Genomic DNA, 23,183 nt, shown 5'->3' on the forward strand with positions numbered 1-23,183 from the left:
GTCCTTTTTCATTCGTTAAATACGAATACAATGCATCCGCATCTGTTTGGACCATGGGTAAAAAGGTAAGTTCTTTTCCGTTAGTTATTGAATATTTATATTTGTTCCATCTATTCCAAGCCCATCTGCCATTTGGATGACTTTTTGCTCATTTATTTCTCTTAGCACTTGTTAACTATCTTTACCATATAAATCAATATAAAACTTTTTTCTCCTTTAGCCACTTTTTCCTTACAACATTCATTCTAAAAAACGTTCCTTAACTTTCTCTTAAAAAAAGACGACCTTGTAAAAAAACAAGGCCGTCCGTCATTTCTCTTATACTCTTTGTTTTTTTGGAAAAACAATTTCAAAACAAGTACCTTCTCCAAGTTTACTTTTTACGGTTATTTTTCCATAATGCTTTTCCACAATCCAACTAGCGATCGAAAGTCCTAAACCTGCTCCCTCTGATTTCGTTCTGGCTTTATCCCCCTGATAAAAGCGGTCAAACAATCTCGAAATATCTTCTTCCTGAATCCCTATTCCATCATCTTTTACTTGCATGATAATTGATGTACCTGTTTGTATACAGCTTATTTGGATCTTTCCCCCCTCATTCGTATATTTCATCGCATTATCTAGTAAAATTACAATCAATTGATGAATTCTTTCCCTATCCCCAATAAATGATACTTTAGATTCCACTTTCAATATTATCTCTTTTTCTTGGTATGCAGCAATTTCCTTATACGGATCTACTACCTCCTGTAATAACTCATCTAGCGCAAAATTCTTTTTATCCATTTCGATTTGATTCGAATCTGAACGCGCTAATAACAATAAATTGGCAACGAGCTTTGATAACCTTCTGCACTCTTTCGAAATAGTAGATATATCAACTGCTTTTTCTTCTATTGTCGCAGAAGGTGATTGAAACAATACGTCTGTTTTCGATTGAATAACTGCTAGCGGTGTTCGTAATTCATGTGATGCATCAGAAACAAACTGTTGTTGTTTCTCCCAAGAATTTCGAATAGGTATAAGGGCCTTTCCGGCTAGGAAGAATCCAAGTCCAATTGCACATAAACTACCTATACCACATCCAATTATAAGAATGAGCAATAATGTATGTAACATATCTCTTTCCGCAGTTGCATCGCGCACAAATTGGACAATTTCAGTATCACGTTGAAACGCAAACACTCGAAAACTTCGCCCTTCTATTTGAACATCTTGAAACTCTTCCAGTCTTCCCGGAAAAAACTCTGAAATATTTTCTTGAAAAATAGGGTCAAACTTGAATCCCTTCTCGTCTATTACAACTTGTTTTCCACGCCATACTAATTTCGTAATCCGTGGATCTCCAATATGAATTTTAGCAACTTCTTTTGGTGGAAACCTAGAATCTTTCTCCTCTTTTGCTTTAGCAATTTCTATAGAAGTATCTACTCCGCTATAAATCCGATTGTACGTGTATGCATAGATAACACTCCCTAACACCCCAATCAGTATGATGAACACCAATGAATTTAAAATGGTAAGACGAATACGTGTTTTTTGAAACATACTTTCTCTCTTCATTGCTCTTTTAATATATATCCAATACCGCGAACGGTTTGAATATCTTTCTGATAACCGAATGGCTCTAATTTTTTGCGAAGATGATGAACATACACTTCAACAATCGCTACGGTTGTATCCGAATCAAATCCCCACACACGATCAAAAATTTGTTCACGCATTAAGATTTTCCCTCTATTATGAATGAGATATTCTAAAAGCTCATATTGCTTTAACGTTAATTTTATTGCTTCTCCATCTACTTGAATGTCCTTTTCTTTTCCAAACAGCTCAATTCCGCGATACTTGATGGTCTGCTTTGTTGTTAAACTACCGCTTCTACGTAATAGAGCGCGAATTCTCGCTTTCAGTTCAGGAGCTTGAAATGGCTTAACTAAATAATCATCTCCGCCAAAATCTAATCCTTTTACTCGATCCTCCAAAGAATCTTTAGCTGTTAAAAATAAGACAGGAGTCTCAATCTTTTCATCACGTATTCTTTGAATGACTTCAAAACCATCCATCCCTGGCATCATTACGTCAAGAAGAATTGTATCGTAAATATTTTGCAGTGCCAAATACAATCCATCTTCTCCATTTACCGCTGTATCCACTTCAAATTCATCACGTAAAATTTGTGTAATTGATTCCAATAAAGGTGCATTATCTTCTACAACTAATAAGCGCATGCCACTTTCTCACCTTTCATCTATATAAATCCATTTTAATCTTTCAACATCTAAATCCCTGCTATGCAGAATAAACAGTAACCTACACTCGTTTACTCTTTCTGTTTTTATTTCGCATGTGGCAGAAAAGGCACTGACCGCTTCTATGCATGGCTAGTGCTCTCTCCCACCTAAAAAGAGGGGGATGTCGGTTTTTCAATTGATGTATACATAAAAATATTTTCTATTCATCTATAAAGTGAAACTTTAATCAGCGGGGGTTTTCTTCATCCCCCACTGATTATTAGTTGAACCAATCGGGCTTTTACGGGCAGTTTATCTCCCATCTAACTTCTTTGCTTTCCCCGAATTTCGAGGTGGGAGTATTACTGCCCGTTAATGCGGGATAAATAATCCCTATTCCTATTTTCATAATAACAAAAGAAAGCAGACTCAACATACCTATTCCTATTTTCAAACCGTTGCCCGTCTTGTATACGAACAATTCGACTTACTTTGGTATCTCTAAATCATGCGTACTTAAAGTCATTGTATACCCTTACCTATGTAGACTTCTCATAGCATGAATAAATTCCTCACTCATTTCACTATCTATATAAATCCATTTTCATTTTTCAACATCTAAATCCCTGCTATGCAGAATAAACAGTAACCTCCACTCGTTTGCTCTTTCTGTTTTTACTTCGTATGTAGCAGAACGCTTCTATGCATGGCTAGATGCTCTCTCCCACCTAAAAAGAGGGGGGTTATGTCGTTTTTTTAATTGATGTATATATAACGTTCTATATAGGCTTTATTATGAACTCTATTTCTTAATTTTCCCTTAGCAAAAAATATTTTCAAATAGAAATTACATACCTTACAACACTGTAAGTCTCCCGTCACCTAATTCGATGTTTGTCTTCCTAAGCTTTGACTATACTTAAAGTAAGAAATAAAACAAGGAACAAGGAGAGATGAAAAATGAAAAAAGTAATGGAAGTTGTAGTAGCTGTGGTAGCAGCTTTAGTAAATGGTAAGCAAGTTGCAATGGAGTTAAATCAATAATGAATCGTAGTAATGATTTCACAAATTATATAAACACATAAAAGAGATAAGGTTTGATCTTGGTTTTAATCCCTTATCTCTTTTTTATATTATTCTTTCACTGCATATACATTTTGACTTGGTAATTCTAAACAGTTCAACTGGCCACCATATACTGCTCCGCCATCAATTCCTATAATTCGGTTATTCCCAAAATACACATTACAATTATTATCACCATGAAGTGTTTTTGTTTCCGTATGTCCAAATACAACAATCTTTTCACCATCATAACCACTATGGAACTCGTTCCGAATCCACATTAATGTGTATGGTTCAGAATCAGCAACTTTTTTCGTTGGTTCAACACCTGCGTGTACAAATATATACTCTTCTGTTTCAATGAAATGATCTAGCTCTTGGATAAAATTCAAATGTTCTTCTAATATATCAGACTTCAAAATTGGTTTTTCAAAAGCTCCTTCAATGACAGCAATCTCACTCTCTAAAAAACCATAACTATATAACGTCTGATCTCCACCATTTCTCTTTACCCAATGATTCCATGATTTTTCTTCATTAGTTGTTAATGCTTTAATCATCATATCTTCGTGATTTCCTTTTAAAACAAAAGCTCCTTCTTTCTTTAATTGCTTTACTTTTTCTATTACAGCCTTTGCATTTGGACCACGATCAACATAATCCCCTAGTAAAATTAACTGATCCTCTTTCGCGTTATATTTTGCTTCTACTAACAGCTTTTCAAATTTCTCTATTTCCCCATGAATATCACTTATTACAAGAATTCTTTTCATCTATGCCCCTTCTTTCCAAAACCAGTTCTTCCACATTATACCTTAAAATATCTAATTTTTCAGATTACAATAACTAAATGAATTTCAAAAATAGATTTCTCCCTTACAACTTAACTGTTTTTTCTTACAATACTGTAAGTCTCCAGTCACCCAATTCGATGTTTGTCTTCCTAAGCTTTGACTATACTTAAAGTAAGAAATAAAACAAGAAACAAGGAGAGATGAGAAATGAAAAGGGATTTATATAGTTTCAAATGCCCTTATATATATTTTAGATGTAATTATATAAAAAGAGATGAGTTCGCATACTTTCTTTGCTCCCTCACCTCTTTTTATAACAGCTTATATTACAGTGTAGGCTGTTTTATTTCATTTGCTCCAGCTAATTTCAACATATTAACAATTTCTTTAAACCCTCGTTTTTCTGCATGCTGTAAAGGAGCGATTCCTTCACGATTAGCCATGTTTACATCTGCTCCATGGTCAATCAGTAACTGAACGATTTGTTTGTGATTCTCACTACCATTTCCTAAAACAATTGTTTCCAACAATGCTGTTCCACCATGATCATTCTTATAATTCACATCAATTTGTGTACGATTTAATAGCTCTTTTACAACTTCGACATGTCCTCTTTCAGCTGCTGCAATAAGCGCTGTGTTACCAGAATGATTTATTTCCTTTATATTCGTCCCTGCATCAATTGTTAACTTCACAATGTCAATATATCCTTCTTTACTTGCATACAGAAACGGATTATTTTGTTTTTTATCTTGTAACTCAATATCAGCCCCTGCATCAATCAATGCTTTTACTGTGTCAACATGATTGTGGTATGTCGCTGCCATTATCGGTGTTTCGCCTTGATCGCCTACTACATTTATATTTGCTCCATCTTTTATCAACTTCATAGCTGTTTCTGTATCACCAAGTGTTGCGGAAAGCAATAATTGCTTATCCATTAAGTCCATACCCGTCGCGTCTTTTTCTTCTTTTTCCTTCTGCTTCTTCTCGTGATTTTTTTCATTTTTCACTTGAACTGGTTTCGTTTCAGTTTCTTCTTGCTTATCACAAGCTACTGTCATAATTAAAAGTCCTAATAACATAAATAATAAAATTTTTTGTTTCCTCACAACTACAGCTCCTATGAAAGATAATGTTTTTTTAACCATTCCTTCATCACATGTAATAACTCTTCTTCAATAGATTTATCCATAAGCCTCCTATATTCCTTCCTTAATCGAATCATTGTATGCTTATGTTCATAATGTTTCATGTTCGGAATGATATGCCACCCTGCTTCACCACTAACGTATAAAGCAATTCGTTTAGCATGTTCAGGCGACACTTGTATATCCTTGTCTCCCGTTATTGCTAAAACATGGCATGACACTTTCTCTAAATATGTAACTACATTATATTGTAACTGTTCTCTTAACCATTTTGCATTCAATTTTGTACCTTTTATCCTTATAACGTCTTCTGTTGAGTACTGCCTCTTATCCATAAGTGTTTCATTTTCGCTTTCTCATATGCTATGAAATCCTAATCCTTTTAGATAACCAGTCTATAAAGTATATGTATCCATTTTGATTTTCCAGCATATAAGTCACTGCTATGAAGAACAAAAAATGATCTGCACTCGTTTACTCTTTCTGTTTTCACTTGGCACGGGGCAGAAAAAGGTCCTGACCGTTTCTATGCATGGCCAGATGCTCTCTCCCACCTAAAAAGAGGGGGTTTATGTCGTTTTTTTAATTGCTATATATAAGTTTACCTGTAAACGCCCCGTATTTCCATCCCGATTAATTTTTTCAAGTACTACCGATTAATCCAATAGCTGAATATGCTTCTAAAGGGCTTCTGTAATTCTTTAGCCAATCTCCTAAATTGTTCATCTCTCATATGTACAGTGAAACTTTGAGCAGCAAAAGCTTTCTTCATATATCCCCTGGTTCCTAATATATCCCATGTCTATATTATCAAAAATAAGAACAAGTATATAATACAAACAGCTGTTGCATCATGTCCAACAGCTGTTTGTATTATATACAGAACTATTACTTACGGTGAAGTTTCAACAATTGTAATATCAAACTTTCCGTGTTCCCATCATTCCTTATCTCTTTTGTAACCTTGCCTTCATTCATAAAAAGCACCACATCTCCAACCTCTGCGGCTACGTCCATCATATGTGTTGAGAAAACAATGATTGTACCGCTTCTCTTTATGCCTTTTAATAACGTAACAAATTCACTGACCCAGTAAGGATCTAAACCATTTGTCGGTTCATCTAATATCAATAATTTAGGCTTAGCGAGCCAAGCTTGTCCAAATAGTAACCTTTGTCTCATACCTTTTGATAATCTGTGTAAGCATTCGTTTTTCTTTTCTTCTAATCCAAGTAATGTAATTACTTCCTGCACTCTCTCTTTTCCTATCTTTCGAAAAGCTGCATAGAATGCTAGAAATTCGTGTACAGTCATGGATTGCTGTGCATGAAAATCATCTGGCATATAGCCAATTTCAGCTACATATCGCTTCCGATCCTTATGTAATTCTATTCCCTGTAATTTTACTATTCCAGATGTGGGTGAAGAAATTCCAGCTAGTATATCAAGAAACGTACTTTTCCCAGCTCCATTTCCACCACATAATACAATACACTCTCCACCTTTCCCTTGCAATGTAGTAGGAAATAATGCTGTCTTCTTTTTATACTGTTTACAAATCCCCTCAATTTGCAATATCGTCATTCGTTTCTTCTCCTTTCTAATCGCCAGACTGCTATTAATAAGAAGAACGCTGTATAAATTACAATGTATACGAAAAGAACTATTACTACCGTCCCGCTCTGCATAAATGTCACAAGCTGATCATATGGCTGACCAAATACGGCTCCCCCTCCTAATTGAATAACAAATATAATTCGCAATAGTTCAGCAGGATTACAAAACAAAAAAATTTTTATAAGCGGGGCTATCATCGTATATGGAACAAGGTTAAGAATACTTATTATCGCTGTAGGCCACATCATAATAAGTAAAAACCAAACTGCAATTGAAATTGCTAATGCTTGCCATCTTGTCGAAGAAAATCCACCAATTGCTATACCTAAAACTAAAAAAAGGAATATGAGAATAACAGAAAATAAATAAATTGCTAGTATCCAGCTACTTTCAAACCTACTTCCACTTAATAATCCAATCATTACACTACTTCCAAAGCTAAGTGTAAAAATAATAATTTGTCCTATAAATTGACCCGCGATTTTTCCTATTACATATGAAGATGTCGCTAAAGGATACGTACATAGCAACCTCCATTTTCCATTTTCAAGCTCATTTGCAATCGAAAATGAGCCTGTAATTAACATAAATAACGGTATAATATATAAGACTAGATTTAAAATTGTTCCCGTTGTGTTTGTATATCCCGCTAAAGATGGTACATTTCGTTCCATTAAAAATAATAAAGAGAGTACCACAACCCAAAGCACTAAAAACGTGTACGCAGACTTTTCCCTTACTGTACTACGCCACTCTGAATAAAATATATTCCACATATCATCACCCTTTTTATAGAAAAAGACAACCGCCTAAGGTTGTCTTTTATCCAGCTATTTTGGGGCTATATGGCCCCATTTTATTTCATATTAATGGGAGTGACCCGTGCTATTCTCTTTCCCATGCTCTTTCTTCATTTCCCCCATCATTTCTTTATTCATTTCCCATTTATGATCCGCTAACTCTTTATATGAAATTACTTTTCCAGCATGTTTAGATACAAAGCTTTCAGCGTCTTTTTTCTCTTTAAAAGAAATTACATTGTAAGCCATTGGTGTTTTAATTGTTTTATCATACACATAAGTCGCTTTATCTAATGAAATCCAATCCTTTGTATTATAATCTCGGACAAATTTTTCCTGTGTTTTTTCATTTTTATGCTTATCCATCCATTTATACATACAGCCAATGTCATCAAATTTTAACGCTTTTCCATTTTCTAAAATAACTTCCGTAGCAAATTGATTGTCCATTACTGCCATATTACAATTATCACACTTATCATTTTTTCCATCGACTGCAACTGCCTCTACACTCTTCTTTCCACACCCTACTACCGCAAATGCTAAACATATACACATAGCTAATACAATATGTTTTAATCTCATCAATAATTCCTCCCTAAAATAAACAATATACTCCCTATTAGCAACATACTTAAACTAATTATCCAAGCTCCAAATTGAGATGTTGTGTCCCTTTCTATCTTACAAAACTGCATCTTCATACTTGGCTTGTAATCAATCAACATTGACTCATCTGGAATTTTTATTAAATTTTGTAAAACGAGCATCCCTGGTGCATGAAAAAATATCTGGTATTCCGGAATATCTTGCGTTAAAACAAGAAAGAACGAATCGGCTTTATACGGTAATGCACTAATACCTGTATGATTTACATCGACTTTCAAAGAAGCATCCCAATAATTACGATGAATGATATTATTCGTACTTTTCGTAGCTTGCGATCCATTAATATTAGCTAAAAAGGCATTTTCAGCTATTTCATTCTCATTCGCATCTTTAAATTGCAAGCCAATAAAGTTATTTGTAACTTCATTTTTTATAATCTGATTGTCTTTCGCCTTTTCGACATAAATTCCCACTCTATTGTTAGCAACTTGATTCTGCATAACTTCTGCTTCTACCGAATCATACAAGAGTAACCCTTGTGCATGAACATTCTTTCTGTTATTTATAAATTGATTTTCCTTTACAGTCGTTCTTTTTGTGCCCATAATCATTGCACCAGTTATATTATTTTGTGATAGATTATTGTTCACACTCGTACCATCAGAATACATAAGATGAATACCGTAACGAGATTGCTCAATGGAATTTCTCAATATTTGATTATTATCACTTTGTTCTAAATAAATTCCATCTCGTACATGTTTTATTTGAACATTTTCAATTTGATTCTGGTGAGATTGCCATAAATCAATTCCATTAGCATTTTCTTTCCCTAGAATACTGCTATTCTGTACTTTCGTATTCCAGGCGTCTTCCATTTTAATTCCGATTTGCTGTGTACGAATTTCTAAATCAGTTAAATGATGTCCAGTTCCTGAGACAGATACAGCAGCTGTTCCTTCTTTATTCTTACACTGCTCTATTTTTATGCGTTTAACGGTAACATTTTCTCCACTTATTGTAATAATAGGTTTATTACCGCAAAAACGAATCTCCGTATTTCTTTCTCCTTCTAATATAATAGGCTTCGATATTTCAATCGCTTCATTATAAACGCCATCTTTTAGTTTCACAGTTCCATATGCAGGAGCAGCATCAATTTGTGATTGTATTGTCGTCTCAGCATGACTACTAAATGGGATACAGAGTAATACAAAAAATAAGAGAAAAGAAAATTGAATTATTTTCATATGTAATTCCCTTCTCTAATCAAGTTCTATTAACTTTCTCAATTAAGAGGATATCAAACGTTTGTGTGGAATTTGTGAAAAAACAATGTGTTTTTTGTAATAAATGGAATTGTTGCTAATAAAAAAAGATGTGTAGCAATTTCTACACACCTTCTATTATTCACAACCAGTAATCAACAAATCATCTTCTAGCTTAAGTAACAATGTATCCATATCGATTTCCTGACCAACCTCTATATTTACAGATCTTATATGACCACTAATTCCCACCGCTACTTTCTCCAGTGTTCCGTCATTTTTTCGAATCGTCATTAACTTTTCCCATTCATATACGTAAGCTGATTCATCAACGAAAATTTCTTCTACTCTTCCTTGATATGAACTATAAATCTCTTCAATCCTTGCTTTCATTCAAAATCTACTCCCTACTGCACGCTTCTCTATTTTCTCATCTATTCTATCACCCTTGTAATGAATCAGTTATATTTTTAAAAATTCGAATTTCACAAGCCAAATTAACATCTTTGTTTCAATTGTACTCTATAAATCCATTTTCATTTTTCGACATCTAAATCCCTGCTATGAAGAATAAAAAGTAACCTACACTCGTGCTACTCATACTGATAGTATTTCACAAATGAAATCATGGCGTGAAGTGTTTACTGTATACCGCGATAATTATGGTTGGAAAAATGATTCCCGTTGCCGGCATGATTTTTGGTGCTTATTTAAACCGAAAAACAATTGAAGAGATTGCAGAGGTCGGTAAAATGCTATATAAGAAAAGAAGGGTGTTAGACAGACTAGAAAAAACAAAACATCTATCTAATAATAAGTAAAACGGAGTAGAGAACCTACTCCGTTTTATATATATCCACTTTAATTTTTCTACATCTAAATCCCTGCTATGCAGAATACAAAGTAACTTACACTCGTTTGCTCTTTCTGTTGTTACCTCGCATGTGGCAGAAAAAGGCTCTGACCGCTTCTATGCATGGCCAGATGCTCTCTCCTACCTAAAAAGAGGGGTTTTTGATGTATATATAGAATAGAAAAATCTTTTTACACTTTAAATTTCCCAATCATTCCTTGTAACTCTTCAGCCATTTGCGATAAATGAACTGCCGCTGAATTAATTTCTTCCACGGAAGCCAATTGTTCTTCAGAAGAACCAACAATATTTTGTACACTTGCCGCATTTTCTTCGACTGTTGCTGCAATTTCATTAATAGATGCACTTACTTGTTTTGCATCTACTGTCATACGTTTTGCTATATCTACCATATTATCTATTTGTAAAACTGTATCATTTGTAGAACGTAATATTTCTGCAAAACTCTGTTTTGTCTCGTTAGCAACTACAAGCCCTGACTGTACTTCTTTTCCCACTTGATTCATAGAATTTACGGTTTGTTTTATATCGGACTGTATTTCCGATACTAGCTTTCCAATTTCTGTAGAAGATTGTCCTGATTGTTCCGCTAACTTCCGCACCTCATCTGCTACAATTGCAAAACCTCTTCCATGCTCACCAGCTCTTGCTGCCTCGATTGCTGCATTTAATGCTAATAAGTTTGTCTGCCCCGCAATGTGTTGGATTACTTCAAGAATTTCTCCAATTTGTTTCGACTTATCATCTAATAAAGCAATGACTGTATCTGAATGCGAAACAGATTGATGAATTAATTGCATTTGATTAACTGTTTGCTCTACTAATTTCCCGCCATCTTCAGCTTTTTGTTTTGTATATACAGATGCATTTGATACTAATGAAGAACTATCTGCAACACGTTGGATTCCTTCTGTAACTTCTTCTAATAAATTTGCTCCCTCTTCAACTTCTCGATTTTGTATTTCTGCACCACTTGATACTTGCTCCATAGCTTGCGTAATTTGTCCTGTCGCTTCACTTGCTTGTTTTACACTAGCTGTCAATTCTTCTGAAGAAGCCGCTACATAGCCTGCTGACTTATTAATCTGAGAAATCACAGTATGTAAAGATGTCGACATTTCATTAAAGCTTAGCCCTAATTGTCCAATTTCATCTTTCGAATAAATAGCAATGGATTCTGTTAAATCCCCTTCACTAATTTTCTTTGATGACATAACAAGTTCTTTTAACGGTGTAATAATAGAGGCGATAATGAAATAAATTAACACTCCACCAATTAATAATGAAATACCTATTACAGTCAATGTTTTATAAAGAATAGGCTCAGCTGCCTGAATGACTTCTTTTGAAGGCATAAACCCTACTATTTTCCATCCTGTTTTCTTATTTGTCTTAAATAGTACATTTTGGTCTTTACCATCTAGAGAATACTTAAAATCTCCTGTCTCTTTTTGATAAAGTTCTTTCGCCAATGAATCTTCCAGTTTCTCACCTGGTTTTTTAGACGGATGTGCGATTACATTCTTGTTTTGGTCAAAAATTGCTACATATCCCTCTTTTCCGATGTTAACCATTTTGGAAGTCGTCACAATTCCATTAATAATTAAATCAATACCAATTACACCGCTTTTATCTTCATTTTGCTTCGCAATTGTTACAACTACATTTCCTGTCGTCTTTGATGTATAAGGAGCCGTTACAATCACTTCTCCACTCTTTTTCACTGCTTCTTTATACCAATCCCTTTCTGTAGGATTGTATCCTTCTGGCATTTGAACATTTGGTGATTGAATAAATTGTCCGTTGCTAGAACCACTATAGATTGCTTCCACTCCTGGGTGTATCTTATTGTATTCTTCTAATTTATTTTGAACATTTTGAAGCTGATCTTCTTGATAACTTGCTTGCGTAAATAACTTTGCGTAATACGTCGCATCTACATACTTATTTTCTATGTCTTTATTGACCACATTATCTAAAATCTTTATATTATCTTTTGCTGCTTGTAAAATTGCTTCATTAAAATTTGTTTTTGCTTGTTGATAAGACGTCCAGCCAATTACAACACTTGGAAGAATTAAAATGATAATAAACGATACAAGTAATTTTGTTTTTAAAGGTACTCCCCTTAGTCCCTTTGTCCCTTGAAACATATCTCTTTCCCCTTTATACGTTTTTGTTTAAACCGCAAAACTTTTAACATTTTTATCCTTTTTATACAAATCTTATAATGTAAATAAAAATATTATCCTGCAGAAATATATCTTTAATTCTATATAAATTAAATAACTAAAACAACTTATAAGCATGTATATTATTAAATTTTTTTAAGTAGCAGCAAAAAGCCTCTGATCATATGATCAGAGGCTTTATTCAACACTATTCTTGATGCTCTTTATTCTGTTCTTCTACCACTTGCACTACAGGTTTTTCACTAACCGCCTGCTGCACTGCACCTTTTCCAGCAAAACTTTCTAATAGCTCTTTCAAATCAATACCAGAAGAAGCTTTTAATGTTTCCTGCATCGTTGCCATTAAGTCAGTCGCATATCCTGCCACTTTTCCAGCGCCGCTGTTTTTTCCACCGCCGCCTGTATCAACAACAGTAATTTTATCAATGTTGCTAAGTGGACTTGCAATTTCCTTCGCATAGCTTGGAAGCATTTTAAGAACCATATCCATAATTGCTGCTTGCCCATATAATTCGAATGCTTCCGCAATTTTTTGCTTCGCTTCCGCTTCTGCTAAACCTTTTAACCTAATAACATCCGCTTCTGCTGTACCTTGTGCTTTTTGAACTTCAGCTTTTGCTTGCCCTTGTGCCTTTTCAATTTCGGCTTTTGCTAAACCTTCTACACGCACCTCTTCCGCACGTGCTCTTGCTTCTGCTTCAATCTTATATTGATCTGCATCTGCTTTTTTTATTTGTTTTACTTTTTCCGCTTCCGCTGATTGTTCAACTGCATAACGATCTGCATCTGCTTTCTTCTTTACTTCCGCGTCGTATTGTTTTTCACGACGCGCAATTTCTTTTTCTTCTAATTCAATTTGCTTTTCACGCTCAATGATTTTAACGCGCATTTGCTCTTCTGTAACACCTTGTTGTGCTTTTGCTTGTTGTAATTCATAAGATAGGTCCGCATCGGCACGTGCTTGCTCTTGCTCTCTCTTATATGATTGTACTTTTAATTCTTTATGCTTTTCAGCCTCAGCAATTTGTGCATCACGTTGATATTCAGCTTCTTTTGCTTCTTTCTCCGCACGAGCTTTTTCAATACGTGCTTCTTTTTCACGCTCTGCATTCGCAATTGTTGCATCACGTTTCACTGTTGCGATTTGCGGTTGACCTAAAGCATCTAAATAACCATTTTTATCCATGATTTCTTTAATTGTAAAGGAGACAATACGAAGCCCCATTTTCTTCAAATCTGTCGAAGCAACTTCATGTACTTTTTGTGCAAATTGCTCTCTATTACTATAAGCATCCTCCACTGTCATTGAAGATAAGATAGCACGTAAATGGCCTTCTAATACTTCTTTCGCTTCAACTTTTAACTCTTCCGTTTCTTTCCCTAAATATTGTTCAGCTGCTGTAGATACTTCTTCAATTGTTGAACCTACTTTAATAATAGAAACACCATTTACCGTAACTGGCACCCCTTGCTTTGTATATGTATCACGTGTTCCAACTTCTAATTTATAGTTTAATAAACTAAGAAGTTCCGCTCGTTGCATAATTGGTACAACAAATGTACCACCACCACGAATGATCTTAATTTTCTTTCCATCATCTGTTGTTACAACATTCTTTCCACCGCCGAGCCAGTTCCCTGTTACAATGAGCGCTTCATCTGGACCAACTGTACGATATTTTGTGATGAACACCAAAATAAGTAAAAGTAAAATTGCGAGTAAGACACCACCGATAATTAATGGAATCATTCAAATTCCCCCTTATAACTTTGGTTTTTTTAAAGAATAAGCGATGTTTTGTACAAGCAAAACACCATCTTGAACTTCCTCAATAATGACTTCGGTTCCTTGTAAAATCTCTTTCTTGCCAATTGTCTTAGCTGGTATCGCATTGCTTCCAAATTGTGAAGAAATTAATACTTCTCCAAAACCTTCTTTCGGGATTGTAATAATTACTTCCCCTCGACATCCAACAAACTCATCCATACGTTGTACTGTATTTTGCTCAGCCTCTGCAATTGGTTTTAAAATTAATATTTTCATCGCAAAAACTCCAAGAAAAGATACACCAAACGCAAGACTAAAAATAACGATACTATTTAAAGAAAATAAATACTCGCCTATATAACTAAAACCACAGAGCATAGCAAAGAAGCTGAGTAGTAACGTTACAATAGATGTGGATCCACCCCCGAAGCTAAATATTGATTCAAATATATCTCCAAAAAAGATATAGATAACGGTAAGTATAGTGGCAACAATAAATCCATATAAATAAATTGTCTCAAGCGGATAACTAAACACTATCATTTCTTATCCCCCTTTCTTAAACAATCCCTTTCTGTTATATGTATGCCTCACCTCTCCTAAAGATTATTTATCCTAATTTTCAGTTATTTATCCTTTAAAGAAAAACCTGTACGACAGGTTTCCTAAAAAAGAACAGAAGGAGCCTATAGTGACAGGCTCCTCCTAGAAAATAACTGATATATTGTATATCTATATAATATATTAATTTCCACAAAAAGTAAAGTTATATATACATTGGAAATGAATTTATCTTGCTAATTTAGATTTCTATACAATCTTAAATTATGTTATTTTGCATTTTCACAAATATATTATATCGTTATAAAAAGATTAATTGTATAATGTATGTAGTTATATTGTTTTCCTTCGGATTTTTCAATAAATAAATTCATACTATGCTTCAAAACAAAACAAATCAAATTGTATAACTTATCCATAAAATTATATATTAGGAGGAAGTATTATGAACACGAAACTATTAAAATCAATTACATCATTAACACTAATAGGCAGTGCTTTATTATACTCAAATAGTAGTCTTGTAAAAGCTGCAGAAACCCCTAACAATCAGACGTCTGCTTCATTTTATGATGTTCCTCAAACGCACTGGGCATATCCTGCTATTACAAATTTGGCAAATCAAAATATTATTGCCGGCTATGGAAATGGGATGTTCGGTTTAGGTGACGTTGCGACGAGAGAACAAGTAGCTGCTTTAATTTATCGTGTTTTACTTCCAAATAAAAAAAATGGCACTTTTAGTAATGATAATTCTCTTTATGTAATGCAAGACGGCTCTAAACTTAAAAATCCATATAGCGATATCAATTCTACTTCTACAATGTTTCCAGAAGAGATTTTAACTCTAACTGATTTAGGAATTTTTAAAGGCGATGAACGTGGAAGTTTCAGACCAAAAGATTCTGTAAGCCGTGCGGAAATGGCGCAAATCATTAAAAATGCTTTCCATCTTTCCATTCAAAAACCACATACATTTAACGATGTACCAGGCAATTTTTGGGCCAATGATGCCATTAGCGCTGTACAATCAAATAATATCGCATCAGGGACAGGTGATGGGAAATTCGAGCCGAATAAGAAGGTGACACGCGAACAATATGCGCAGTTTTTATACAATGCTTTAGAGCATAAGAAGCGTACTCAAGGAGATACACAAACAGATCCTAGCACTCCACAAGGAGAAGATAAGCAAACAGATCCTAGCGCTCCACAAGGGGATACACAACTAATAGAAGAATTTAAGAAAGAATTACAGAAACATATCGATACTTATGAAACAAATATTACAATTCCATACAAAACAAAGAATACGAATAATCAGGAAGTTATGGATACACTTTTTAACGCATATAAAGAAGTCGTACATACAAATGAATATGTGAATTATACTGTAGCACAAACTTCCTATTCTCTTTCTGGTTCACCTGGAAACTATACTTTTACCTTAAACATTACATATCGTGAATCAAAAGAGCAAACAGAATATGTAATGCAGCAAACAAAAACAGTTGTTAATTCCATCATCCAAAATGGAATGGATGAGCATGAAAAGGTTAAAGCCATTCATGATTATGTTGTAAAACATGTGGCTTATGATACTTCATATAATTCTTACACAGGATACGGGGCATTAGCAAACCATTCTGCTGTTTGTCAAGGTTATGCACTATTAACCTATCAATTGCTTAAAGAAGCAGGGATTGATTCTCATATCGTAACTGGAACTGGAAACGGAGAAGCACACGCTTGGAATTTAGTGAAAATTGATAACAAATGGTATCACCTTGATACAACATTCGATGATCCAATACCAGATGAACAAGGAAGAGTATTATATTCATATTTTAATTTATCTGATGAACAACTTGCAAAAGATCATCAATGGAATCGCAGTGAGTACCCACAGGCTACTACAAACTACTATGATGAACTTACAAATAAGATAACAGCTGGTAGCTCTAAATCATCAACATATGAACAAATACTAAAAGATACAAAACTGGTTTACTTATCTACACAATATATTGCTAATAACTATGATGAACTAAAAGACAAATTACAACAGCAATTCTCATCAAAACCAGAAAAAGTAGAAGTTCTTTATAAACAATCTACAGATGGAGCCATACAAGATGTGAAAAAAATATTCAAAGAGGTGGATTGGCCAGAAGGCTCACAACGCGCTTCTTATCAGGCAACGCCATATAGTGCAAAACCAGGCTATTCATTAGTAACTATTACTTTTACATATTAAAAACTAACAAAGGCATCTTTTTTGGATGCCTTTGTTAATTTTATGAGCAGGTAAATTCTATCCTACTTTATTCATTCGCTGTATTTTCAGTAACAATACAAATTCTGATTCCCTTATATCGTTACGCCATTTTCTCACTTGATTCTTCCCTAAAAAAGCTCTTCATCGCGTGAAATACATCAGCTTTTTGTTTTAAAATATAATATCTGAAATTCTCATCTTTAATATTTTTATATGCTGACATAAGCGTACTGTGGCGATTATACTGGTTCACTTCTCCATACCCAAACATATTACATACCTTCATCAATTCTTGTACAAGCTTCACACAACGAGCATTATCTGATGTTAAGTTATCCCCATCTGAAAAATGGAATGGATAAATATTATAGCGTTCTGGTGAATACTTTCCATCTATAAGTTCAAGTGCTTTTCGATAAACAGAGGAACATATCGTTCCACCGCTCTCTCCTTTTGAGAAAAACTCCTCTTCTGTTACAACTTTTGCTTCTGTATGATGCGCAATAAATTCAATATCTACTGTTTCATACTTTGTACGTAAGAAGCGTGTCATCCAAAAGAAGAAGCTACGCGCCATATATTTCTCCCAAATCCCCATTGATCCGCTTGTATCCATCATTGCCAATACAACAGCCTTCGATTCTGGCTTTAATACTTCATTCCACGTGCGAAACTTCAAATCTTCTTTATGAATTGGGTGAAAAGATGGTTTTCCACTCATCGCATTTCGTTTATAGGCTGCTATCATCGTTCGTTTTTTATCAATATTGCCCCATAGCCCTGTTTTTCTAATATCGTTAAATTCAATATGTTCAATACGATTTTCATCCATTTCTTTGCGCTTTAAGTTAGGTAGCTCTAACTCCTTGAAAAACGCTTGCTCCAATTCTAAAATGGATACTTCAGCTTCATAATAATCTTCACCAGCTGTATCTCCTGCACCTTGCCCTTTTCCTGGTCCCTTCTGCTTTTGGGCACTTGACCCATCTCTTGCTACTACATCTCCGACTTTACTATCACCCGTTCCTTGCCCAACATGTTTATTCTTATCATAGTTGTATCTAATTTTATATTCATCTAAAGAACGAATTGGTATTTTTACAACATCCCTGCCATTAGACATAACGATACTTTCCTCTGTTACAAGGTCTGGTAAATTATTCTTAATTGCATCTTGCACCTTTTCTTGATGGCGTTGTTGATCGTCATATCCTTTGCGATGGAGGGACCAGTTTTCCTGTGAAATTGTATAATTAGGTTGATTTTCTTCGCCCATCTCTTTCCCTCCTTACTGTAATTTTCTTCATTCCGTTCCAACAAACCGTACGATTACATATACGTTTGTGATGTGACAAAAAATAACTGTTCATTAAAACCTATTTTCCCTTTAATCATCCCTTTACGTAATACGCCGAACGTTCCCAACAAAAACTTTGACACTCAATTAATAGAACGAAACATTCTGTAGTTGATAAGAAAGAAACACAATGCATTGTTGCACATTTTTTTGCTCTGCAACATATTGTATTGTGTTGGCTTTTTTCTGTATGAATGGTTGGTTACTCTATCATATGCGTATTGTAAAAATAATTGACAATAAATTCATGAAATTACATCTTAATTTATTGTATTTGGACAAGTCCCCAGGAAACATTCACTATATAAATACAGATTAAAAAACCGACATAAAAAACTTAATCTTTAGGTGGGAGAGAGCATCCGACCATGCATAGTAGCGTTCAATGCCTTTTTAGAAAACAAAGGGAGAAAATAAGTGGAGATTTCCTTTTGTTTTCATAGCCACGACTTATATGTCGGAAAATCGAAATGGATTTATATAGTAAAGTTCCATCACTTCAATCAGATAGATACAAAAACGCTGCCTCTGCTTTCATAAGAGACAGCGTTTTATTATCAAACTATCGATTCAATAAACTGCCCACATAACGTAACAATTCATTCGCTGATGAAGAGTTATAACCATGCTCATCGATTAAGCGTGCTACAACATCATTAATCTTCTTAAGTTGATTCTCATCTGGTGTTTTCGTCGATGTTGTAATTTTCACCACATCTTTTAAATCAGCAAATAGCTTTTTCTGAATCGCTTCACGAAGGCGTTCATGTGAATTATAGTCAAAGCGTTTTCCTTTACGAGCATAAGCAGAAATGCGAATTAAAATTTCTTCACGGAATGCTTTCTTTGCATTTTCAGAAATACCAATTTGTTCTTCAATTGAACGCATAAGCTTTTCATCTGGACTCATTTCTTCTCCTGTTAGTGGATCGCGTAATTTTGATTTATTGCAATATGCTTCAACATTATCTAAATAATTATCCATAAGTGTCTTAGCTGATTCTTCATATGAATATACAAACGCTTTTTGCACTTCTTTTTTCGCAATTTCATCGTACTCTTTCCTTGCTAATGAAATGAAATTCATATAGCGCTCTCTATCTTCATTACTAATAGATGGATGTTGATCTAATCCATCCTTTAAAGAGCGTAATACATCAAGTGCATTAATCGATGGAACTTCTTTCCGGATAATTGTAGAAGAAATCCTGTTAATCACATAACGAGGATCAATACCACTCATACCCTCATCCTGATATTCACGCTGCAATTCTTCGACATCAATTGCATTATAACCTTCTACCATCTCACCATCATATAAACGCATCTTTTTAATTAAATCAATATCTGGACGCTTTGGATCCTTTAAACGAGTTAAAATTGTAAACATTGCCGCAACGCGAAATGTATGCGGCGCAATATGCACATTCGATACATCACTTTCACGAATCATCTTTTCATAAATATGTTCCTCTTCACTAACACGTAAGTTATATGGAACTGGCATTACAATAATTCTTGAATGTAATGCTTCGTTTTTCTTATTGGATATAAAAGAGCGATACTCTGTTTCATTCGTATGGGCTACAATTAACTCATCTGCTGAAATAAGCGCAAATCTTCCTGCTTTGAAATTTCCTTCTTGTGTAAGAGATAATAAATGCCATAAAAATTTCTCATCACATTTTAACATCTCTTGGAATTCCATCATGCCACGATTCGCTTTATTTAACTCTCCATCAAATCGATAGGCACGCGGATCCGACTCTGAACCATATTCTGCAATTGTAGAAAAATCAATACTACCTGTTAAGTCAGCGATATCTTGTGACTTTGGATCAGAGGGACTAAATGTACCAATCCCCGTCCGACGATCTTCAGAGAAGAAAATACGCTCGACAACTACATCTTCAATTCTTCCACCATATTCCTGCTCTAATCGCATTACATTTAATGGTGACAAATTCCCCTCAATTCTTACGCCATATTCATCAAAAAAATCGTCCCGTAAATGATGCGGGATTAAATGAAGAGGATCCTCATGCATCGGGCATCCTTTTATAGCGAAGATAGCCCCCCGATCTGTACGTGAGTATGTTTCTAATCCTCTTTTTAGCATTGTAACTAATGTCGATTTCCCTCCACTAACTGGCCCCATTAATAATAAAATCCGCTTTCTAACATCTAAACGTTTCGCAGACGGATGAAAATATTCTTCAACAAGACGCTCTAACGCTTCCTCTAATCCAAATAATTGATTACTAAAAAAATTATATTTTTTTCTGCCATCTACTTCTTCAATCCCAGCTTCTTTAATCATATTATAAATGCGAGAGTGTGCTGTTTGAGCCACCCATGGTCTTTTCTTCACAAGCTCCAAATACTCCGCAAACGTACCTTCCCATTGCAAACGTTCTTCTGCTTCTCGGTGCTGTTCAATTTTTTTTAAAATATCCATTATAGCTCCTCCCCCATCTCCTTGTTCAATCGGATTATTATAAAAGGTATGCGAGGATGTCCTTAAACATTCTTGAAATCAAAATGAAATATCTAATACTCCTTAAAAATTTCGTTACCAAAATTCAAAGAAAATTCTGTATAATAAAAGTATTAGGGAGCTCACCTTTTTATTCATTCTTATATAAATCCCTTCTTTACTTCCACAGAACTTACATAAATTTAGGCTAAAAAGTGCAACTCACATATTAAGAGAGAGGGGGAATTAACGTGAAATTATTACTAATTTTAGGTGTCTCACTCACATTCCTTACTGCAATTTTCACATCTGGATATAATGATAAACCCGGAACAAACAAAAAGTGATGAGCCTAGGCCCATCACTTTTTTCCTTCTACTTTTTAACTAGGTTTTCGTAAATCTTCCTATCAGCTTGTTTGACTTACATACTTGACTATATAAATCCATTTTAATTTTTCGGCATCTAAATCTTTGCTATGCAGAATAAAAGTAATCTACACTCGTTTGCTCGTTCTGTTTTTACTTCGCATGTGGCAGAAAAAAGTCCTGACCGCTTCTATGCATGAATAGATGCTCTCTCCCACCTAAAAAGAGGGGGGTATGTCGGTTTTTTAATTGATGTATATATATAAATAAACATTTCCTACATCCTTATAAAAAAAAGCCGTCAAATGACGACTCTTAGTATACAATTTCTAAATCCAAACCTGGATAATTTTGCTGACGGAACGCTTCATAAATTAAAATTGCTGCTGTATTTGATAAGTTTAATGAACGAACTTTATCTGTCATCGGAATACGTAAACAATGATCAAAATTCTCTTCGATTACGTTTGCCGGTAATCCGTTTGTTTCTCTTCCAAATACAAAGTAGTAATCTTTTTCACGATTACTATAATCAAACGCTGTATGTGCTTTTTCACCATACTTTGTTAAATAGAAAAATTCACCATCTTTATTTTTTTCATAAAACTCTTCAATTGAATCATAATACGTAATTTTTACGTACTGCCAATAATCTAGACCAGCACGTTTTAACATTTTATCATCCGTTGAAAATCCAAGCGGTCGAATTAAATGTAATTCTGTTCCAGTTGCTGCACAAGTACGTGCAATGTTCCCTGTATTTGCTGGAATTTCTGGTTGATATAAAACAACATGTACTCCCACGTGATATTCACCTCAATTTTTTGTCTACTACGTATTATACCACTTGAGCGAAAAATCTCTACCCATTAATAATATGAAAAAATTTATATTTCATTTGTGGTGTGTACTTACTCGAATCTTCATAATTCCAATAACGACGGCGACTGTTAGCAGAATGTGCATTTACAAGCGGCATACCATCAGCATCTTTTGCTACTACAATTGTTGTATGATTCCACCTTCCATCATCTTCAAAATCATAGGCAATTACATCTCCAAGTATAAGTTCTTCGGGCTTTTCCACTGCTTTAGCCTGAAGTCCTGCTGTAGCACCTGACAAATACCAATAAAATGAATGAGCTACTGCCCAGCTCCAACTCCACTGATTTTCTCTTTGCCACCAGCCTTTACGAATGTTAGGATATCCTGTCATTGGTGTCTCCCCTGCATGTAGACACTGTGAAATAAAATTCGTACAATTATCAGGAAAATTGCGATATGCTGGATTTCGATCATCCCACCAACGTTCTGCATATTTAACCGCTTCTAGACGATTATATTGATATGAACTAGACTTCCCTTTCTTTCCCTCGCGTTCGAGTGTTCCACTATTTACAGTTTCTTCTTTCATTTCAATAACATGATCTTTTGCAATACATCCATCTTTTAAGCACAAACGTCGTATTAATTGTTCCTCTTCAATATAAAATAATTCTTTATGATGGATTAAATATTTCAAGTGTACTTGATAATCGATCTCTTGATATTCCCTGCTATTTAATTGCCTAATAAAAGAAACATCCGCTGTTGCTTTTACTATTTCAGCACCGCGTTTTTGAAACAAGCTTTTTTTTCTTTGCAATACTTGCAATAAATCTGCAGGAATTTCATCTGCATCTATACGTTTATTTGTTATAAATGCTAAAAATTGTTTCGTCTGTTTTTCAATATGTGATCTTACAATCATTTCCTCTCCCTCCCATATTAC

At 34.5% G+C, this 23,183-nt stretch carries 18 protein-coding genes and 2 pseudogenes; 2 read left to right on the forward strand and 18 right to left on the reverse strand.

Annotated elements, in window-relative coordinates:
* Positions 1-10: 10 nt before the first annotated feature.
* From ACIQ7L_RS25805 to ACIQ7L_RS25855, 11 genes and pseudogenes are all read right to left on the reverse strand, one after another.
* A pseudogene (locus ACIQ7L_RS25805) lies at positions 11-210 on the reverse strand (transporter); the annotation flags it as partial.
* Between the two features lie 108 nt (positions 211-318).
* Positions 319-1,563 carry a sensor histidine kinase gene (locus ACIQ7L_RS25810; protein ID WP_400572783.1) on the reverse strand — a complete coding sequence of 415 codons (1,245 nt, stop codon included), beginning with the start codon at positions 1,561-1,563 and terminating at the stop codon, positions 319-321.
* Positions 1,560-2,231 carry a response regulator transcription factor gene (locus tag ACIQ7L_RS25815; protein WP_400572785.1) on the reverse strand — a complete coding sequence of 224 codons (672 nt, stop codon included), beginning with the start codon at positions 2,229-2,231 and terminating at the stop codon, positions 1,560-1,562. Before ACIQ7L_RS25815 ends, ACIQ7L_RS25810 begins: the two co-directional genes overlap by 4 nt.
* Before the next feature lie 1,136 nt (positions 2,232-3,367).
* Positions 3,368-4,072: a metallophosphoesterase family protein gene (locus ACIQ7L_RS25820; RefSeq protein WP_400572787.1), complete on the reverse strand. Its 705-nt coding sequence runs from the start codon at positions 4,070-4,072 to the stop codon at positions 3,368-3,370.
* Between the two features lie 347 nt (positions 4,073-4,419).
* On the reverse strand, positions 4,420-5,244 hold the full coding sequence (locus ACIQ7L_RS25825; RefSeq protein ID WP_400572788.1) for an ankyrin repeat domain-containing protein: 825 nt from the start codon (positions 5,242-5,244) through the stop codon (positions 4,420-4,422).
* Positions 5,217-5,579 carry an alpha/beta hydrolase family protein gene (locus tag ACIQ7L_RS25830; protein WP_400572790.1) on the reverse strand — a complete coding sequence of 121 codons (363 nt, stop codon included), beginning with the start codon at positions 5,577-5,579 and terminating at the stop codon, positions 5,217-5,219. Before ACIQ7L_RS25830 ends, ACIQ7L_RS25825 begins: the two co-directional genes overlap by 28 nt.
* A gap of 553 nt (positions 5,580-6,132) precedes the next feature.
* Positions 6,133-6,828, reverse strand: coding sequence for an ABC transporter ATP-binding protein (locus ACIQ7L_RS25835; protein ID WP_400572792.1), 696 nt, complete (start codon positions 6,826-6,828; stop codon positions 6,133-6,135).
* A complete protein-coding gene (locus tag ACIQ7L_RS25840; protein ID WP_400572794.1) occupies positions 6,825-7,637 on the reverse strand; it encodes an ABC transporter permease in 813 nt (270 codons plus the stop codon). Before ACIQ7L_RS25840 ends, ACIQ7L_RS25835 begins: the two co-directional genes overlap by 4 nt.
* A gap of 90 nt (positions 7,638-7,727) precedes the next feature.
* Positions 7,728-8,246: a nitrous oxide reductase accessory protein NosL gene (locus ACIQ7L_RS25845; protein WP_400572795.1), complete on the reverse strand. Its 519-nt coding sequence runs from the start codon at positions 8,244-8,246 to the stop codon at positions 7,728-7,730.
* Positions 8,246-9,520 (reverse strand): right-handed parallel beta-helix repeat-containing protein, encoded by a 1,275-nt coding sequence (locus ACIQ7L_RS25850; protein WP_400572797.1) that lies wholly within the window; start codon positions 9,518-9,520, stop codon positions 8,246-8,248. Before ACIQ7L_RS25850 ends, ACIQ7L_RS25845 begins: the two co-directional genes overlap by 1 nt.
* Before the next feature lie 156 nt (positions 9,521-9,676).
* On the reverse strand, positions 9,677-9,931 hold the full coding sequence (locus ACIQ7L_RS25855) for a hypothetical protein (protein ID WP_400572798.1): 255 nt from the start codon (positions 9,929-9,931) through the stop codon (positions 9,677-9,679).
* Positions 9,932-10,127: 196 nt separating this feature from the next.
* Between ACIQ7L_RS25855 and ACIQ7L_RS25860 the strand changes: the two are divergent.
* Positions 10,128-10,359: pseudogene (locus tag ACIQ7L_RS25860) on the forward strand (EcsC family protein); the annotation flags it as partial.
* Between the two features lie 223 nt (positions 10,360-10,582).
* On the opposite strand, the gene ACIQ7L_RS25865 reads toward ACIQ7L_RS25860, so the two are convergent.
* From ACIQ7L_RS25865 to ACIQ7L_RS25875, 3 genes are all read right to left on the reverse strand, one after another.
* A complete protein-coding gene (locus ACIQ7L_RS25865) occupies positions 10,583-12,565 on the reverse strand; it encodes a methyl-accepting chemotaxis protein (RefSeq protein ID WP_400572800.1) in 1,983 nt (660 codons plus the stop codon).
* Positions 12,566-12,791: 226 nt separating this feature from the next.
* Positions 12,792-14,354, reverse strand: coding sequence for a flotillin lipid rafts scaffold protein FloT (locus ACIQ7L_RS25870; RefSeq protein ID WP_400572802.1), 1,563 nt, complete (start codon positions 14,352-14,354; stop codon positions 12,792-12,794).
* A 12-nt stretch (positions 14,355-14,366) separates the two neighbouring features.
* A complete protein-coding gene (locus ACIQ7L_RS25875) occupies positions 14,367-14,915 on the reverse strand; it encodes an NfeD family protein (RefSeq protein WP_400572804.1) in 549 nt (182 codons plus the stop codon).
* A 463-nt stretch (positions 14,916-15,378) separates the two neighbouring features.
* Here ACIQ7L_RS25875 and ACIQ7L_RS25880 point away from each other — a divergent pair, with 463 nt between their 5' ends.
* On the forward strand, positions 15,379-17,190 hold the full coding sequence (locus tag ACIQ7L_RS25880; protein WP_400572806.1) for an S-layer homology domain-containing protein: 1,812 nt from the start codon (positions 15,379-15,381) through the stop codon (positions 17,188-17,190).
* 121 nt (positions 17,191-17,311) lie between these two features.
* Here the strand turns inward: ACIQ7L_RS25880 and yhbH are convergent, their stop codons facing one another.
* From yhbH to ACIQ7L_RS25900, 4 genes are all read right to left on the reverse strand, one after another.
* Positions 17,312-18,487, reverse strand: a complete 1,176-nt coding sequence (gene yhbH, locus ACIQ7L_RS25885) for a sporulation protein YhbH (protein ID WP_400572808.1) — start codon at positions 18,485-18,487, stop codon at positions 17,312-17,314.
* A 643-nt stretch (positions 18,488-19,130) separates the two neighbouring features.
* Positions 19,131-21,026 (reverse strand): PrkA family serine protein kinase, encoded by a 1,896-nt coding sequence (locus ACIQ7L_RS25890; protein ID WP_400572810.1) that lies wholly within the window; start codon positions 21,024-21,026, stop codon positions 19,131-19,133.
* A 701-nt stretch (positions 21,027-21,727) separates the two neighbouring features.
* A complete protein-coding gene (trmL, locus tag ACIQ7L_RS25895; RefSeq protein ID WP_400572812.1) occupies positions 21,728-22,216 on the reverse strand; it encodes a tRNA (uridine(34)/cytosine(34)/5-carboxymethylaminomethyluridine(34)-2'-O)-methyltransferase TrmL in 489 nt (162 codons plus the stop codon).
* 58 nt (positions 22,217-22,274) lie between these two features.
* Positions 22,275-23,162 (reverse strand): amidase domain-containing protein, encoded by an 888-nt coding sequence (locus tag ACIQ7L_RS25900; protein WP_400572814.1) that lies wholly within the window; start codon positions 23,160-23,162, stop codon positions 22,275-22,277.
* Between the last annotated feature and the right edge of the window lie 21 nt (positions 23,163-23,183).

Source organism: Bacillus sp. NPDC094106 (assembly GCF_044764345.1).
Lineage (GTDB): Bacteria > Bacillota > Bacilli > Bacillales > Bacillaceae_G > Bacillus_A.